Origin of the sequence: Pseudomonas serbica, from assembly GCF_028823535.1 — a bacterium.
Taxonomy (GTDB): domain Bacteria; phylum Pseudomonadota; class Gammaproteobacteria; order Pseudomonadales; family Pseudomonadaceae; genus Aquipseudomonas; species Aquipseudomonas serbica.
In genome coordinates this window covers 408,824-422,203 of the sequence record NZ_JAQIYM010000090.1, presented here as the reverse complement: position 1 = coordinate 422,203, position 13,380 = coordinate 408,824, and the positions used below count along the sequence as shown (strand labels likewise).

The following is a 13,380-nucleotide window of genomic DNA, read 5'->3' as shown; positions in this document are numbered from 1 at the left end:
TTTATGTCGGATTTCCAATTGCTTGATCGCATGTTGTCCAAGATGTTCCAGCCCAACGATGACATCGTCCTGGATCGTCCCGCGTTCGATGCGTTGATTGAGCCCATACTTCACAAGCGAAGTGTGAGGGAAAATATCCATTCTTACCTGTCGAGCAACAGCACGTCCCCTCGAATCATCGCCGCCCTGGTGTACAGCGCCTCGGGGAATGAGTTGCTGCGCGAGATGATTGAAGAGAAGGGGATGCCGGCCAGGCTGCTGTACGGCCCCCTGATGTTCGAGGGCTCAAGCTGGAGTGTTTTGAAGGCGCCGCTGCCACCACGGCTGTACGACATGATCGTCAATGGCGATGAGCGATGGGATGTGCCGGCAGAGACGTTAGATCACTACGAACCGATCAATGCGTTCCCAGGCGTGGTGAATGCACTCGTCGAGCGTTTCAGAAAGTTGGGGCGTATCGATCAACCCCTGCGCCATCTTCGCCTGGCGGATTTGTCTTTGCTGCTGGAAACCGATCAGAGTTTGTTCGCTCCGGAAGTCGACGCCATGAGTGATGACATCAAGGCACTGATCAATCCGGACTTCTACTACGACCATTTGGCAAAGTGCCTTCTGCGGGAGTATCTTCCTCGCGTGGATGCCATCGCCAAGGTGTTGGGCAGTGGCATGGTGACCAGGCCGTAATGTTGGTTACGCTGCATGGTTAGGGCTCCAAAAAGCGAGCCGCTCCAGGAGGAGCGGAGGACTCGACTCCCCCCTCATGCCGCCCCACCCATCAATCAGCAAATTTAATAAAGAGTATTGACATGCCAGGCGGAGTTGCCTAGAATTCAATTCAAGGGGCCGATTAGGATTCGACGCCGGTAACAAAACTTTAGGTGCGTGCCGAGTTGGTAACAGAACTCGTAAATCCACTGTTGCAACTTTCTATAGTTGCCAATGACAATGCCTTCGAGGGCGCTCGTCTCGCTGCCTAACCGCAGCTGACACGCCCTTCTGGTTACTTCGGTACCAGCGATCACTAGGGGATGCCTGTAAACCCGAAGTGATTGTCATGCAGAACAGGATCGCCACCCGAGTACGTTGCGGACAACGGGGCTAAAACTTACGTAACTCGTCCAAAGCACCCTGCCAATCGGGCGGCTGCGGATTAACTCAGTAGATATGGCTACGCATGTAGTACCGACAGCGGAGTACTGGCGGACGGGGGTTCAAATCCCCCCGGCTCCACCAACTTAAATCAAACTAGGCGTCCGTTGGGCGCCTTTTTTGTTTCAGCGCCGAGTGATTTGGCCACTGTAAAGAGAATTGATGATGAGCAAGGACAAGCAGAATACGCTAATCGCTCAGAACCGTAAGGCACGTCACGACTACTTCATCGAAGACTCCGTTGAAGCTGGCGTGGCGCTGCTCGGCTGGGAAGTAAAAAGTTTGCGGGCAGGCAAGGGTCAACTGGTTGATTGCTACGTGGTCTTCAAGGACAACGAAGCATTTTTGCTGGGTAGTCATATCCAGCCATTGATCAGTGCCGGTACCCATGTGGAAACCGATCCTGAGCGCACCCGGAAATTGCTGTTGAACCGTCGTGAACTGGATCGCCTGAAAGAAGCCTGCGACCAGAAGGGTTTCACCTGTGTCGCCTTGTCACTTCAATGGAAAGCGCACATGGTGAAATGCACCATCGGCCTGGCCAAGGGTAAGAAAAACCACGACAAACGTGACACCGAAAAAGCCAGGGATGCCCAGCGGCAGATCCAGCAAGCGACCAAATCTTCCCGTTGATCAGGAGCTTCGCATGAGCGTTACGCCAAGCTCCTTGAGCGATGTGCTGAGCCTGGTCGGTGACGCGGTTAAGCTCCTGTTTACAGACGCCCTGTGGATGACTGCCGAAGTCCTCCAGGTCAGTAATGGTCGTCACAAATACCTCGAGTTGGTTGAGTACGACGCCAACCGCAAAGAGGTGGCGAAGGGGCGGGGCACCATCTGGGCGGATGATGTTGGCATCCTGGCCAATTTCCAGAAAGTGACGGGCAACCCACTTGCCAGTGGCATGAAGATCCTCTTCAGGGCTAAACCCTCATTCAACCCCGTGTATGGTCTCTCTCTGGCTATCAAGGAGATCGACCCGGTGTTCACCGTGGGCTTGATGACAGCTCAGCTGAACGAGTATCGGGCACAGCTTAAAAAGCAAAACCTGTGGGACAAGAATCGGCATCTGCGTAAGCCTGGTGAGTTTTGTCGTCTCGCGGTGATCTCGCCTGCAGAAGCAGCCGGCCTGGGCGACTTTAGAGTCGTGGCGGATCGGCTTGATGCTCGTGGGCTATGCCAATTCGAATACTTTCCGGCTGTGTTTCAGGGTGCCGGCGCCGGCGACCGGATTTTTGAGCAGATGGTGAAGGTCAACGAACGCCACAAACTCGCGGCCTTTGACGCCTTAGTAGTCATTCGCGGGGGCGGTGACAAGGCGGGCCTTTATCACCTGAATCATTGGCTCTTGGCCAAGGCGGTTTGCCGTTTCCCGATACCCGTCATGGTGGGTATAGGGCATGATCGTGACGAGGTGCTGATCGACGAGGTGGCCAATCAATCCTTCTCAACACCCAGTTTGTTGGTCTCGCATATTCGTTCAACGATCATCAAAAACGCCCAGAAAGCCCAGGCCGATGCTGAGCGCCTGATGCACCTGGCGGACAAGATCCTGAGCCGGGCCACGAATCAGTGCGAAACCCTCAAGGAGCGGTTATTTGCCAATGCCGAGCAACAATTGGACAAAGCCGAGAGCACCCTTAAATCCAGGCAGCTTGAGTTGTTGCAAACCGCCACTGTCAAAATCACGGCGGCAGAGCAGGAGTTTGAGCTCAAAAAGGCAGCGTTTGGCCGGGCGTACGACGCCACCATGAAGTTTCACGAAGAACATCAAGCACGCCTACGTGCCGATCTGTTTATACACGCTGAGCGCAGCCTCCAGGCCGCGCAACAGGATTTGGATACCAAACTCGCTTTTATCACCTCCATTAACCCTGTAGCGATTCTAGCGCGGGGTTACGGCTATGTACGCCGCGAAGATGGGTTTGTGCGCAGTGTCAAACAAGTTAACGCGGGCGATTCCCTGGAGATTCAGCTTCAGGATGGCGCTCTAACAGTTGAAGTGAAGGGGATCAGCAATGAGTGACAGCGAAGCGTACATGGGACACATGGAAAACCTGAGCCAATCAGTGACACGGCTTGAAGCGATTGAGCAAGACGTGGATCAGATCACACCACTCGTACGGAGTGGCCTGGAATCACTCAAGGTCTGCGCCGAACGTCTTGCCAAGGTCAGAGAAGAATGTGCTGAGCTCAAGAGTTTGCTCTGATCGAGCTCAGCGAATCGTTTTAGGCGAGGGCGGGGATTACATTTCGCCCGAGCAGTTTCGATATTTTGTCTGCGGCAGTCTGTGCAGATCGCTTGTGTGCGGTGCTTTTCTGCTGCGTCTGCAAGCCGTCGAAGATGGCGTGTTTATCGTCGCCGAAGTAGGTACTCCCCTCAAGGGCCTCAGCGAGGATGAGAAGATCGCTAGGCTCGCGGATGGCGACCACGTAGTTTTTGGCCTGAAACTGCTTTGACAGCGTACTGGCAAATTCAGAGGCCTGCGCCAGGTTGATATCTTCCTCTTCGAATAACTCTACCAATTCATCTTCTTCAGATAATTGCCCCAGGCGATGGGCGATGATCTCGGCTTCAGTCGGTGTAAAGGTGATTTGCTTGGTCATGGGGGCACCTTGTTGATGATGGTGATTTGCTAGTCGCCTTATAAATATAGACTATATTGACAATATATCAAATAGCCATCCGCATCCGTATTTTTCGGTAACATACCCATGTTGATTCAGCTTTAATTCAGTTTTAGACTGAAATCAGAGATCCTTCGTGTGAGGTATATGTCAATAATGGCTATCAATTTCGGAAAGCTTCGCAATACCGCGCCGAGCCATTCGCTCGATGAAGCAGGTATGTCGAAACTGTTGCAGCAGACTTACATGCTGCTGTCGATCACCCTCGGCGTCACGGCCATTGTGGCCCTGATATCCCAGCAGTTGGGTTGGCCAGCGCCAGGCATTCTGATCTCCCTGGTCGGCTTCTACGGCTTGATGTTTCTCATCCACAAGACGCAAGACAGCGGCAAGTCGATCTTCTTCACCCTGATGCTGGCCGCCTTTATGGGTTACACCTTGGGGCCGATCCTGAACAAGGTCTTGAACCTGCAGAACGGCGGTACATTGATCGCCAACGCTTTCTTGATGACAGCGTTTGCCTTCGTCGCACTGTCAGCTTATGTAACCCGAACCGGTAAGGACATGAGCTTCCTGGGCGGCTTCCTGGTTGCCGGCTTTGTCGTGCTGCTAGTGGGTGTGGTGCTGTCGATGATCTTCAACATTTCTGGCTTGGGCCTGGCACTGTCCGTAGGCTTCGTCCTGTTCTCCTGTGCGGCGATCTTGTTCGAGACCAGCGCTATCATCCACGGCGGGCAGACCAACTACGTGTTGGCCACCGTGGGTCTTTACGTGTCGATCTACAACCTGTTTCTGAGCCTGCTGAACCTCTTGCAAGCCTTCTCTGGCAACAAGTGACCTGGGCAGAAACACCGAAGGCGCCGAAAGGCGCCTTTTTGCTGTCCGCTGATTATCGCAGGCACTTGTTCAGGCGCTCCTGCTCCTTGAGATTAGCCAGACGCAGTAAGCGGTTGATGTAGCCATTTTTGGCTTCACGCTCGGTTGGTAACACGCGCCCCTGTTGCAGAGCATCCAAGAACTGCGCGGTGGTCACAGACCGGCTTTTGCCGTATTCGCAGCTGATCGTCAATTCCTTGCAATTATTGACATGAAGGTGGTCAAAGAACTTGAGGATGGCCATCGCCTCGGGCAGCGTCATCGGGCAGTTAGGGTACTCACCGGCGCGTATAGCACGACGCAGGGCGTAGCCCTTGGCCCAGTAGGCCACTCGAGGCCCGCGTAGTAGCAACAGGGCGTACCACGCGTCAGAGACGACCTGGGTATCCAGATCCGAGGCCGTGATGACCAGAAGCTTCCCAGGGACGCTTACCGGGTGAGGCCGGCTGGTGCTGCTCGGTTCCACAAAGGCGATACGAGGGTGCGGCAATTCGCTGGCATCAAAGGACGGAGCGCAGCCATGACTTTCAGTGGTGATGGTGATCATGCGGTTCCCACGGGTAATCTTAAGCCTGTTTCTCAGGCTCGTGCCTCAACATTGGCGAAGTATTGCACGCATCCCGTGGTGATACGAGCCAAGGATGAAGCTATTCGTCGCCTCCACCGAGCCTTGGCGACAGTGGCTTGCTTGTCCATTGCGCTCGATATCGCAGGTACTGGTTTTGAGTGCCATGTCATAGGTAGCTGGGGGATTGGCGCTGTCGGGCGTTGGCCGCCCATTAAAAAACCCAGGCAAGGCCTGGGTTCTTGGTGCTACCGATGAATCACTGCTTAACGGACACGTCCAGCGAGAGATCTTTCAGCGACTTGGCTGCGATCACTTGCATGTAGGTGTTCAGATCAGCCTGGCGGGAGCCGGCGCCATTGCCGTCGCCGCCACCGCCGAGCATTACACCCGGTACCGGCGCTTTAGCTGAGGCGTCAGCCCATGCACGGTTGGTCTCAACCCAGGCGTCGAGCTTCTGCTTCAACGCGCCGTCAGCAAGCAGGAGCGCTTTCTTGGCATAGGCTTCAGCATCGGCACGTTCTTTGGTGGTTTTCGCTTCGATCTGCGCTTTGTCAAAAGTGATCTGCGCAGTTTGTTTCTCGATCTCAGCGCGTTCTTTTTCACGACCGGCTTCAATCAGCACCAATTGACGCTTGGTTTCAGCCTGAGTGGTCATCTCAACCTGTTCCTTCAAACTCCCTTGGCGCTTTTCTTCCACTTCACGCTCACCGCGTGCTGTCACCAGGCGCTTCTGCTCTTCTTCTTTGGAGCGGTCGAGGCGAGCCAGCGACAGGTCGGCTTGAGATTTCTGAGCATTAACCATCCGGTCACGGAATTGCTGGTTCGGCGAAATATCCGTAATGGACGCCTCTGCCACTGACACGCCGAGTTTGCGGAACTGCTGATCCAGACGCACCGGAACGCCATCGCGCATGACCTTTTCGGTCACGAATTTGGTCGTCACGTTGTCACCGTATTCGCCCTGCTCGGTACCAGCTTGGAGGATGGCGGTTTTGGTGGCACGCGGGTTGTTCTTTGTGATTTCGTTGCGGTTGACCAGGAAGATACCGTCCGAAATCTGGTCGCGGAAGTTGCTCGCAAATTCAGAGCGACCGCCCGAATAGAACTCGTCTGCCGTCATCATCTGAGCGGTGGACTGCAACGTATTCTTCATACTCGGAATCAAGGCCATCTGGATGAAGTTTTCTGGGTTCCGATAGCCACGTGCGATGGCTAAGAACTGATCACCTTTTGGCAAAACGATTCGCACGTTTGAGTCGACCGTCGCGGTCACGCCGCCCAGGAAAGTCACCGGGAACGAGGTAATCAGGGAGGCGCCAAGGCCGTCGAAGTCGCCCTTCAAGCGTAACGTTGATGGATCAGAAACGGATTGTGCCGTCATCTCCCTTGGCCAGGCGGTAGTTGACCCGAAGCCCTTGACTGCGTATCCAAGGGTGTCGACGACTTTCTCGGTACCCCAGATGGTACGGATGTGGGATTGGTATCCGGCTTCGTTGTAGTAGAGAAAGCCATCAAAAATGGTGAAATAGCTGGCAACTGCCAGGACGCCAATACCGGCCCACTTCAGGGTTTTCTTCTTGACACTCGGATCAACAGACTGAAATTCGCTCTTATCAAACATGCTTGTCTTACCCTCAGCGGACTGTAATAAACCATCAACTGGTAGTTCGTGCGCACAGAGGCACCCGGTCTAACCAAGTTATTGCTTTCGTCAAATCTGATGGCGGGATCATAGGCCAAGCTGAAACTGAAAGAAATACAAACAATACATAAAAATTGACAATCTATTGATTTAACAAATTAGGTTAAGTTGTTAATCGGATGATGGAGCAGGGCGATATTAATATCGTTTTGATATCTTTAGTTTGCTCTAATGGATGATGGCTTACTAATATAAAACTGGCGCTTTCTCACGAAAACACCAGTAATTAAAGGGATTGCGGATGAGTGTGGATCTGGCGTTTATTGCATGCCGAGACGGGTGAAGATGGCGTTCAGTTTTTCCTCCAGCACCACAGCGGTGAAGGGCTTGACCACGTAGCCGCTCACGCCGGCCTGGGCCGCTTCGATGATCTGCTCGCGCTTCGCCTCAGCGGTCACGAGTAGAACAGGGAGCTCTTTTAACCCATCTGTAGCGCGGACGGCCTTCAGAAGTTCTAACCCTGTCATTACAGGCATGTTCCAGTCGGTAACTAGAAAGTCGAACTTGCCGGCCTTCAGTTTGGCGAGGGCCTCGCTACCGTCCTCAGCTTCCTCGATATTGTTGAAGCCGATGTCTCGCAGGAGAGATCGAACGATTCGGCGCATGGTAGAAAAGTCATCGACCACGAGAAAACGCATGTTCTTATCTACCATGAACCGCCCCAACTTGCTGATAATTAGAATCCGCCCAATGTATGATAATTTTATCCGCGTTTCCAGCCGCTTTATCCTTGCAGCGACGGTTGGAGATGTTTTTGTCAATTGTTGACAAACAGTCAACGGAGTTAGTGCGTGGAACCCTTATCCAAATCCGACGTAAGTGCGGTCTACCCACCGCGTTACGAGCTTAATCAAGAAACGTTCTCTATCGCGCAGGGTCTGATTCGTGACCTCTGGAATGAGCGCCGCCTGGAACATGGCCTGCCACCGACGGATGATCGCTCAAGCAGCTGCAAATTTGCCTCATTGATCGCCAGGGAGCTCTTTGGCGGGCGCCTTGCAGGAAATGAGATGCACGTTTTTGTGCTGAGAGATGGGGCCGTGCTCGATCTAAATGAGGAGCAGACGGATGTCCTGCTCTTGGCGGAGCAGGCTCATCATGAGATACCCAAGTGCATTCAGCATCGCGATTATCGGGCATCACTCGGCACTTGCATGCCCCGTGTGAGGCATTGGATTAAGGTGGCGGAGGAGCGCATGCCGGCGACAGCGCGATTAGATCGCGCCCTGGTAGTGGGGCTTGATGAGTGCGAAGCCCTAATTATCTGATCAATTGCCAAAGTGCGCCGTCATAGTCGCCGACCATCACCCCGGCATCAACCGGAAAACACGAAAAGACTGATGATCATCAGGCCCAGGAGCACGGCATCCCTCAGATTGTGCGTTTTCTGTTTTTCAACGATCCAGGAATAGGCGTAGCTCACGAAGATGAAGCCAACACTCCTGATGATCGTGTAGGTCTCAATCGTGGAGTGCTTGATTACATAGCTGCTGATGTAGAGCGAGACCACAAAGCAAAAAACGATTTCAGAGATCGGCCTAATCTGCAGGTTGGCGTCTCTGATACGCTTATGCTCACCGTTGAACAAGGCCAGGCCCAAGAACGAGATGGCGGTGAACACACTGGCGGCAATCAGGTAGTTAATTGCGTTGTATTCCTGAACCAGCCGGCCACCCAGGATGATCGCAACGGAACCGAACACGATGTTGGCCACCAACAGATCCGGACGATGGCAGGTCTTGTTTCTGAGCTTTCTGGCGTAGAAAAGGAAGCTCAGTACCAGCATGCAGCCGACCAGGGCGTACTTGGAATATGGGCTGCTGTACGTTTCCACTACCGCATATTTGAAATTAAATACATCGGTGAGCAACGGGGTCAGAATCGGTATGGCAGAGATAATCAGGAAGCTGGAGAAGTAGAAAACCTCCATATTTTTCTCGTTCTGTTTCCGGCCTTCGACCTGAACCATCAGCATCACGATGTTAAAGACTTGCGCCAGATAAAACCGGTAGTCGGTGAGGAAATCAAACGAGTCAGTGGTGATCTCGCTGCCATTCACGGCCAGCAGGATGAGAGAGCCACACAAGCAAATGATGACCGAGCAGGTGTATTTGACCGTATAGAACTTGTTCTGAATTTTTTGAAGGTGTAGGGCCAGGGCCAGCCCCACAAAAAGCATGGTGTAGATGAGCATTCTTCTACCTGCGGTTCAGTATGAGCCTCGCGTCTTTGTCGTGCCCAGCTCATGATACCAGCCCAAAGGTTAACGCCACCATTCAGCTGATTGGCATTTTCCATGATATCTTTCTGCCCTATTAGTCGGTAACGCAGGAGCGCCTGACCCGTGATAAGTCCGTCCGAAAGTATGTTCGTTTGCGCTGCTGTCCTCTTTGTTTTTTCGGTCATCATCAGTCTAGCGCCAGTCATGGAAACCAGCGGGGTCGGCCTATTGGGCGCAATATCCTCGCTGTGTTTTCTAAGTTTTGCGTCATTGGCTGATCCGCAGGGGTTAATGAGTTCGGCGGGCATCGTCGGGTCACTGCTCCTTATTGGCATTGGCATCTTCACGTTGGACTCCTGGAATCCGGTCGAGCGCCATCGAGCGAAAGTTGCAGCTCGTGAGCGCTTTCCCTTGGCCTCCACGAAACAGATCAAGGCGGTTGTCGCCAAAGTGCTCAGTGGCACGTCTGTGTCGATGTTCAGCCTGCTGGATGGGCGGGTTCTGCACAATCGCGGCCAGCACTCGACTTGGTGCGCCGAAGACGGTCGTTGGCACCCAGCGTCCACGCGGGCTGCGAATTACTACCAGGTCGAGCAGCAGCTCATCGCGAAGGTAATCGCCCTAGCGCCGTCGAGACTGCCACAAGAGGCCATGCGTGAGCTCTGCGTCAACCTGTACTTTAACTGGACAATTGCCGACCACGAGTTTGAGGGTAGCCGGTTGACAGTGATTCTTGCCCGTCGCAGGGAAAAGAAGATGAAGCAATACACGTGCATCCAGAGTTAACTGTCCTAGCAGCCCGCTCCAAGGCGCGGGTGCTGTGATCAAGACCTGGCGAGGGCAATGCACCGGTTGTGGTGCGGCACCTCCCAAAAGCGACCATAGGAATTTGTGAATGATCTCTGAACTGAACCCCGGCAACCCATGTGAATCGGATACTCACGATCAAGCGAAGGCATTGAGGCAGCTCGAGCATGGGGCTACCTTCCCATATGATGGTGACAACGATAACCCGACGCCAGCGACGGACTGGGCGCATGCGGCTGCACGTGGCGTTCTGGCCAACCTGCTTGACCGGGGAGGGGTCGGTAATGCTCTTGAGGATCTGGATGAAGAGCTGCGTGACGAAATTGTCAGCGAGCTTGCGCTGATCATCCGTCTGGCCCCGTCGCAAACAAGCGGGGAATGATTGTGGGAGCCTACATCACTACGGTCGCGGAAGTGCGGGATGCCGACGGCTGGAAGCTGAACGCAAAGGGTGTATTTTCCAATGAGGTTCTTGTGGATTCACCTCCGCTTTTGACGCACAAACCCTTCGTTTGTCAGAACTATACCGTCTACTCGCTGCTTGCCGGCGTTCGTGTTCGGGAACATGGGATAACGCCCATCGCGCCGGGGCGAAACCTGCCAGCAGATGCGGATGACGATTCCCTGGTCGAATTGCTGGGCAGCTGGGATACAGGCAATCATTGGTTCGAGCCCGATCTCGAAACGGAGATGACTGTGTATGACAAGCAACGAAACCGAGCTCATTGCGAGCAGTATGGATTTTCCTGGGTCACCGCCGCCGAGTTGATGGCTGTCGACTACGACGCTTTGATAACTTCCATTGACGAGCCGACCATCGTCCGCTCGCTGCGCAGCCAGCTTGGGAAGAGTTATTTTCAGCACCTTGAACTACTGAGCGCGCTTGGGCCCCCTGAAGACGTCAGAGTTTTGTTCGGGTTCACTGGCTGAATATGCGTGCGCCAGCCCCAATGGGGTCGGCAGCACGCATCCAAATGCAGGCCCATCAAAAGCCCGGTCTGGATGGGTCTAACCTTCCGTCGCTAATCCTCAATGCCGTATACCAGAAAGTCAGGAAACGGCACCATTTGCCTTGCTTCTTTGCATTATAATCGTGATGATGGCTTCGGGACATTAAGTCCCTTTTTTGCCCGCTTTTTCCTTTATTTTCAGAGCCATAAGGACAATTCATGTTTGACGACAAGGAAATGCTGTACCAGATAGCCCTCGAGCACCCGGTGCACCGCTGCATGCTCCCGGACAGATTTCTGCTCGACGCGACCCGTGATCGCGTATGGTCAGCGCTACTCGGGGGCAAGGCCGCCATTCGAGACCTGGCTCAGCGCTTACGCAAATCGTCGCACATTGAGGCAGTGCCACGGGAAGCCCGTAGACGCATGGCTGACGAAGCGATCATTGCGATGCTGATGGTTTCTCACGAGGCTCGAACGATGCTCACCCAGACCGGTACTCTAAACCCGGAAGAGTGGCATGACATCATCTTCAACGGTCAGACCAAAGCGCTTTCAGGAAAGACCCCGAAGACGAAAAATTGGGCACTTAAGCTGGAAAACTACGACTTCGAGCTGACCAGAGGGTCGGTTGAGAAGGCCATGCTGGAGTTGCTTCACCCCTATACCGATGTCGATTTTTACCGGGGTCTGGGCCAAACGGAAAAAGACTGCGCAGACTTTGTTATCAACGTCTCGCTCTGCAACCTGATGAGCATCGATCTCAATTTCGTCAGTGATTTCCTCGAGCAATACCAATTCCTGATGGAACGCCAGACGGCATTTGCCATGGGCGTCACGCGTGCGGTGGTGGAGGGCGGCTCCCCAGGTGCCCAGTTCGACATCCTTACGCCTCCTACTGATATGCCTTATCCGCTTTACTGGCGCGGATGCTTAAAAGTTATGCACGACATGACGCCCAGCAAGGGGCAGGAAATGTCGTTCAGAAACCTTATTCTCAATGCCGATGTGCTACTCAGCCTAACCACCAACGAGAGTCACGGTATTTGCTCGGTCATTCGCAATCGGATGGAAAGCGAAGAGCAATTGTTACTCAAGGGGCTGTCTCGCCTGGGCGCAGAGGTGGAAGAGTCCGGGCTTCAAGTGGCTCAGGAAACCTGGAAATATGCCATTGATACCCTTGAAAGCCTTCCGCCGCTCCCAGCCTTTCCACCCTTATCCAAAAAGCTCCTGAATGCATTGGAGCGCTACACGCTTGAACGATCCGACATTTGCCGTAAAGCCGATCCTGATCCAGATGCCTTTATCAGCTCCCTGTATGCAATCAAGGATATCAAGGTAGCCATTACCGAAGAGATCTCGAAGTCCAATACTGACGTTAGCAAGATCACCGAACTGACGACGCAACTGTCGGAACAGACAACCATGTTCCAAACATCGGCGGCGCAGTTTGGGGACATGTACACCGGCGTACTCAAGGTCTGCCTGGACTTGCGCGAAAAGCTAAAGGAGTTCGCTGAGAACAAAGCGCCTGAGGCCGCGACAGTTCCAACGCCTGAGCCTGAGGCGACACCTGAAGCCCAAGAGCCAGCGTATCCGGATCTTCGTGAAGAGCTTAAACAGTCCGAGCAGGAAAAGCTGACACTCAATGACAAACTGTCATCCCAAGTGCAGCTGAACGTGTCCAACAGCACGCTGATCGATAAACTTACGTCAGAACTGACCGAGTGCCGGGGCAACAACCACAAGCTCAAGCAGCGTCTGAATTTTCTTCCAAAAGTCGTGGAAGAGCCCGAGATCGAGGCACCTCTTCCGCTCGACCTCTTCAAGAAGATCATTACCGGTGGCAAGCCAAGTCCCTTGGAAGTCCTCACGTTTTTCGAGATGGAAGCCCAGGATCGGGTTGTTGTGCTCCCCAGTGCCAAGGTGTCGGCAGACGAAGCGAATGACTACAAGCACGGCTATCGCCTGGCCGGCCTGGTTCAGCGTTTGATCTACCCTTACTTTGATGCCATTCAGTCGGGTAACGCGGATTCCGTGGCACGTAAGATTTTGGGCGATAACTACGCGGCTAAGGAGTCCCAAGGCGTTGAACAAAGCCGTAGTCTCAGGTCTCAGCGCGAGTTTTATTACAACGGCGAACCGCACTATTTCGAGCGCCATCTGACCTTGGGCCGTAACTACGGAACGGCGGACTCGGTTCGACTTTACTTCGATATCATCGACGGTAAGGTCGTTATCGCCTACTGTGGTAAGCACCTGGATTCAGTGCAGACCAACTGATCCCCGCAATGTTATGCAAACCACAAGAGGCGCTTCGGCGCCTCTTTCTGTCTGAACCGATAGCATGGAAGTTAGTGCTTTAGGCACAAGTAGCTATGCGGCCCTTCTTTACCCTGTTGCTCCACAGCAATAATGGAAAGAAATTGTGCATGTACAGCATGAGTGTCATTCAAGTCAGCACTTGAAGCCAAGACACGCT

General features: G+C 53.6%; 15 protein-coding genes and 1 other RNA gene. 11 read left to right on the top strand and 5 right to left on the bottom strand.

Translation table 11 applies throughout. The features are described from left to right. Positions 1–3 precede the first annotated feature (3 nt). The 5 genes from NQL71_RS32615 to NQL71_RS32595 all read left to right on the top strand — a co-directional run bounded on the left by NQL71_RS32615 (position 4) and on the right by NQL71_RS32595 (position 3,356). A complete protein-coding gene (locus tag NQL71_RS32615; RefSeq protein WP_274644971.1) occupies positions 4–684 on the top strand; it encodes a hypothetical protein in 681 nt (226 codons plus the stop codon). Positions 685–839: 155 nt separating this feature from the next. After that, positions 840–1,233: a transfer-messenger RNA gene (ssrA, locus tag NQL71_RS32610) on the top strand. A gap of 81 nt (positions 1,234–1,314) precedes the next feature. Then, a complete protein-coding gene (gene smpB / locus NQL71_RS32605) occupies positions 1,315–1,782 on the top strand; it encodes an SsrA-binding protein SmpB (protein WP_274645082.1) in 468 nt (155 codons plus the stop codon). A 13-nt stretch (positions 1,783–1,795) separates the two neighbouring features. After that, a complete protein-coding gene (gene xseA / locus NQL71_RS32600; RefSeq protein WP_274644970.1) occupies positions 1,796–3,172 on the top strand; it encodes an exodeoxyribonuclease VII large subunit in 1,377 nt (458 codons plus the stop codon). After that, the gene (locus NQL71_RS32595) at positions 3,165–3,356 is read left to right on the top strand and encodes an exodeoxyribonuclease VII small subunit (protein ID WP_274644969.1); all 192 of its coding nucleotides are present in this window, start codon (positions 3,165–3,167) and stop codon (positions 3,354–3,356) included. The genes xseA and NQL71_RS32595 overlap by 8 nt, the downstream gene beginning before the upstream one ends. Positions 3,357–3,375: 19 nt before the next feature. Here NQL71_RS32595 and NQL71_RS32590 read toward each other — a convergent pair whose 3' ends face one another. Then, positions 3,376–3,753: a hypothetical protein gene (locus NQL71_RS32590; RefSeq protein WP_274644968.1), complete on the bottom strand. Its 378-nt coding sequence runs from the start codon at positions 3,751–3,753 to the stop codon at positions 3,376–3,378. Between the two features lie 177 nt (positions 3,754–3,930). On the opposite strand from NQL71_RS32590, the gene NQL71_RS32585 reads away from it, so the two are divergent. After that, positions 3,931–4,611 carry a Bax inhibitor-1 family protein gene (locus NQL71_RS32585; RefSeq protein WP_274644967.1) on the top strand — a complete coding sequence of 227 codons (681 nt, stop codon included), beginning with the start codon at positions 3,931–3,933 and terminating at the stop codon, positions 4,609–4,611. 52 nt (positions 4,612–4,663) lie between these two features. Here NQL71_RS32585 and NQL71_RS32580 read toward each other — a convergent pair whose 3' ends face one another. The 3 genes from NQL71_RS32580 to cheY all read right to left on the bottom strand — a co-directional run bounded on the left by NQL71_RS32580 (position 4,664) and on the right by cheY (position 7,573). Next, the gene (locus NQL71_RS32580) at positions 4,664–5,197 is read right to left on the bottom strand and encodes a hypothetical protein (RefSeq protein WP_274644966.1); all 534 of its coding nucleotides are present in this window, start codon (positions 5,195–5,197) and stop codon (positions 4,664–4,666) included. Positions 5,198–5,474: 277 nt separating this feature from the next. Beyond that, a complete protein-coding gene (locus NQL71_RS32575) occupies positions 5,475–6,839 on the bottom strand; it encodes an SPFH domain-containing protein (protein WP_274644965.1) in 1,365 nt (454 codons plus the stop codon). A gap of 341 nt (positions 6,840–7,180) precedes the next feature. Next, positions 7,181–7,573 carry a chemotaxis response regulator CheY gene (gene cheY, locus NQL71_RS32570; protein ID WP_274644964.1) on the bottom strand — a complete coding sequence of 131 codons (393 nt, stop codon included), beginning with the start codon at positions 7,571–7,573 and terminating at the stop codon, positions 7,181–7,183. A gap of 138 nt (positions 7,574–7,711) precedes the next feature. Between cheY and NQL71_RS32565 the strand changes: the two genes are divergently transcribed. Beyond that, positions 7,712–8,188: a hypothetical protein gene (locus tag NQL71_RS32565; protein ID WP_274644963.1), complete on the top strand. Its 477-nt coding sequence runs from the start codon at positions 7,712–7,714 to the stop codon at positions 8,186–8,188. Between the two features lie 47 nt (positions 8,189–8,235). On the opposite strand, the gene NQL71_RS32560 is transcribed toward NQL71_RS32565, so the two are convergent. Next, on the bottom strand, positions 8,236–9,114 hold the full coding sequence (locus NQL71_RS32560) for a hypothetical protein (RefSeq protein ID WP_274644962.1): 879 nt from the start codon (positions 9,112–9,114) through the stop codon (positions 8,236–8,238). 231 nt (positions 9,115–9,345) lie between these two features. Here NQL71_RS32560 and NQL71_RS32555 point away from each other — a divergent pair, with 231 nt between their 5' ends. The 4 genes from NQL71_RS32555 (at position 9,346) to NQL71_RS32540 (ending at position 13,181) form a co-directional block, all read left to right on the top strand. Beyond that, complete coding sequence (locus NQL71_RS32555; RefSeq protein WP_274644961.1) at positions 9,346–9,927, top strand: hypothetical protein; 582 nt, start codon at positions 9,346–9,348, stop codon at positions 9,925–9,927. 109 nt (positions 9,928–10,036) lie between these two features. Beyond that, a complete protein-coding gene (locus tag NQL71_RS32550) occupies positions 10,037–10,330 on the top strand; it encodes a hypothetical protein (RefSeq protein WP_274644960.1) in 294 nt (97 codons plus the stop codon). Then, positions 10,327–10,878 carry a hypothetical protein gene (locus NQL71_RS32545; RefSeq protein WP_274644959.1) on the top strand — a complete coding sequence of 184 codons (552 nt, stop codon included), beginning with the start codon at positions 10,327–10,329 and terminating at the stop codon, positions 10,876–10,878. Before NQL71_RS32550 ends, NQL71_RS32545 begins: the two co-directional genes overlap by 4 nt. 239 nt (positions 10,879–11,117) lie before the next feature. Then, positions 11,118–13,181: a hypothetical protein gene (locus NQL71_RS32540; protein WP_274644958.1), complete on the top strand. Its 2,064-nt coding sequence runs from the start codon at positions 11,118–11,120 to the stop codon at positions 13,179–13,181. Positions 13,182–13,380 lie beyond the last annotated feature (199 nt).

Coding starts and splice junctions, on each gene's coding strand:
- NQL71_RS32560 (WP_274644962.1), bottom strand. CDS start 9,114: ATGCTCATCTACACCATGCTTTTTGTGGGGCTGGCCCTGGCCCTACAC.
- NQL71_RS32550 (WP_274644960.1), top strand. CDS start 10,037: ATGATCTCTGAACTGAACCCCGGCAACCCATGTGAATCGGATACTCAC.
- NQL71_RS32590 (WP_274644968.1), bottom strand. CDS start 3,753: ATGACCAAGCAAATCACCTTTACACCGACTGAAGCCGAGATCATCGCC.
- smpB (WP_274645082.1), top strand. CDS start 1,315: ATGAGCAAGGACAAGCAGAATACGCTAATCGCTCAGAACCGTAAGGCA.
- NQL71_RS32585 (WP_274644967.1), top strand. CDS start 3,931: ATGGCTATCAATTTCGGAAAGCTTCGCAATACCGCGCCGAGCCATTCG.
- NQL71_RS32575 (WP_274644965.1), bottom strand. CDS start 6,839: ATGTTTGATAAGAGCGAATTTCAGTCTGTTGATCCGAGTGTCAAGAAG.
- NQL71_RS32540 (WP_274644958.1), top strand. CDS start 11,118: ATGTTTGACGACAAGGAAATGCTGTACCAGATAGCCCTCGAGCACCCG.
- xseA (WP_274644970.1), top strand. CDS start 1,796: ATGAGCGTTACGCCAAGCTCCTTGAGCGATGTGCTGAGCCTGGTCGGT.
- NQL71_RS32615 (WP_274644971.1), top strand. CDS start 4: ATGTCGGATTTCCAATTGCTTGATCGCATGTTGTCCAAGATGTTCCAG.
- NQL71_RS32595 (WP_274644969.1), top strand. CDS start 3,165: ATGAGTGACAGCGAAGCGTACATGGGACACATGGAAAACCTGAGCCAA.
- NQL71_RS32545 (WP_274644959.1), top strand. CDS start 10,327: ATGATTGTGGGAGCCTACATCACTACGGTCGCGGAAGTGCGGGATGCC.
- NQL71_RS32555 (WP_274644961.1), top strand. CDS start 9,346: ATGGAAACCAGCGGGGTCGGCCTATTGGGCGCAATATCCTCGCTGTGT.
- NQL71_RS32580 (WP_274644966.1), bottom strand. CDS start 5,197: ATGATCACCATCACCACTGAAAGTCATGGCTGCGCTCCGTCCTTTGAT.
- cheY (WP_274644964.1), bottom strand. CDS start 7,573: ATGGTAGATAAGAACATGCGTTTTCTCGTGGTCGATGACTTTTCTACC.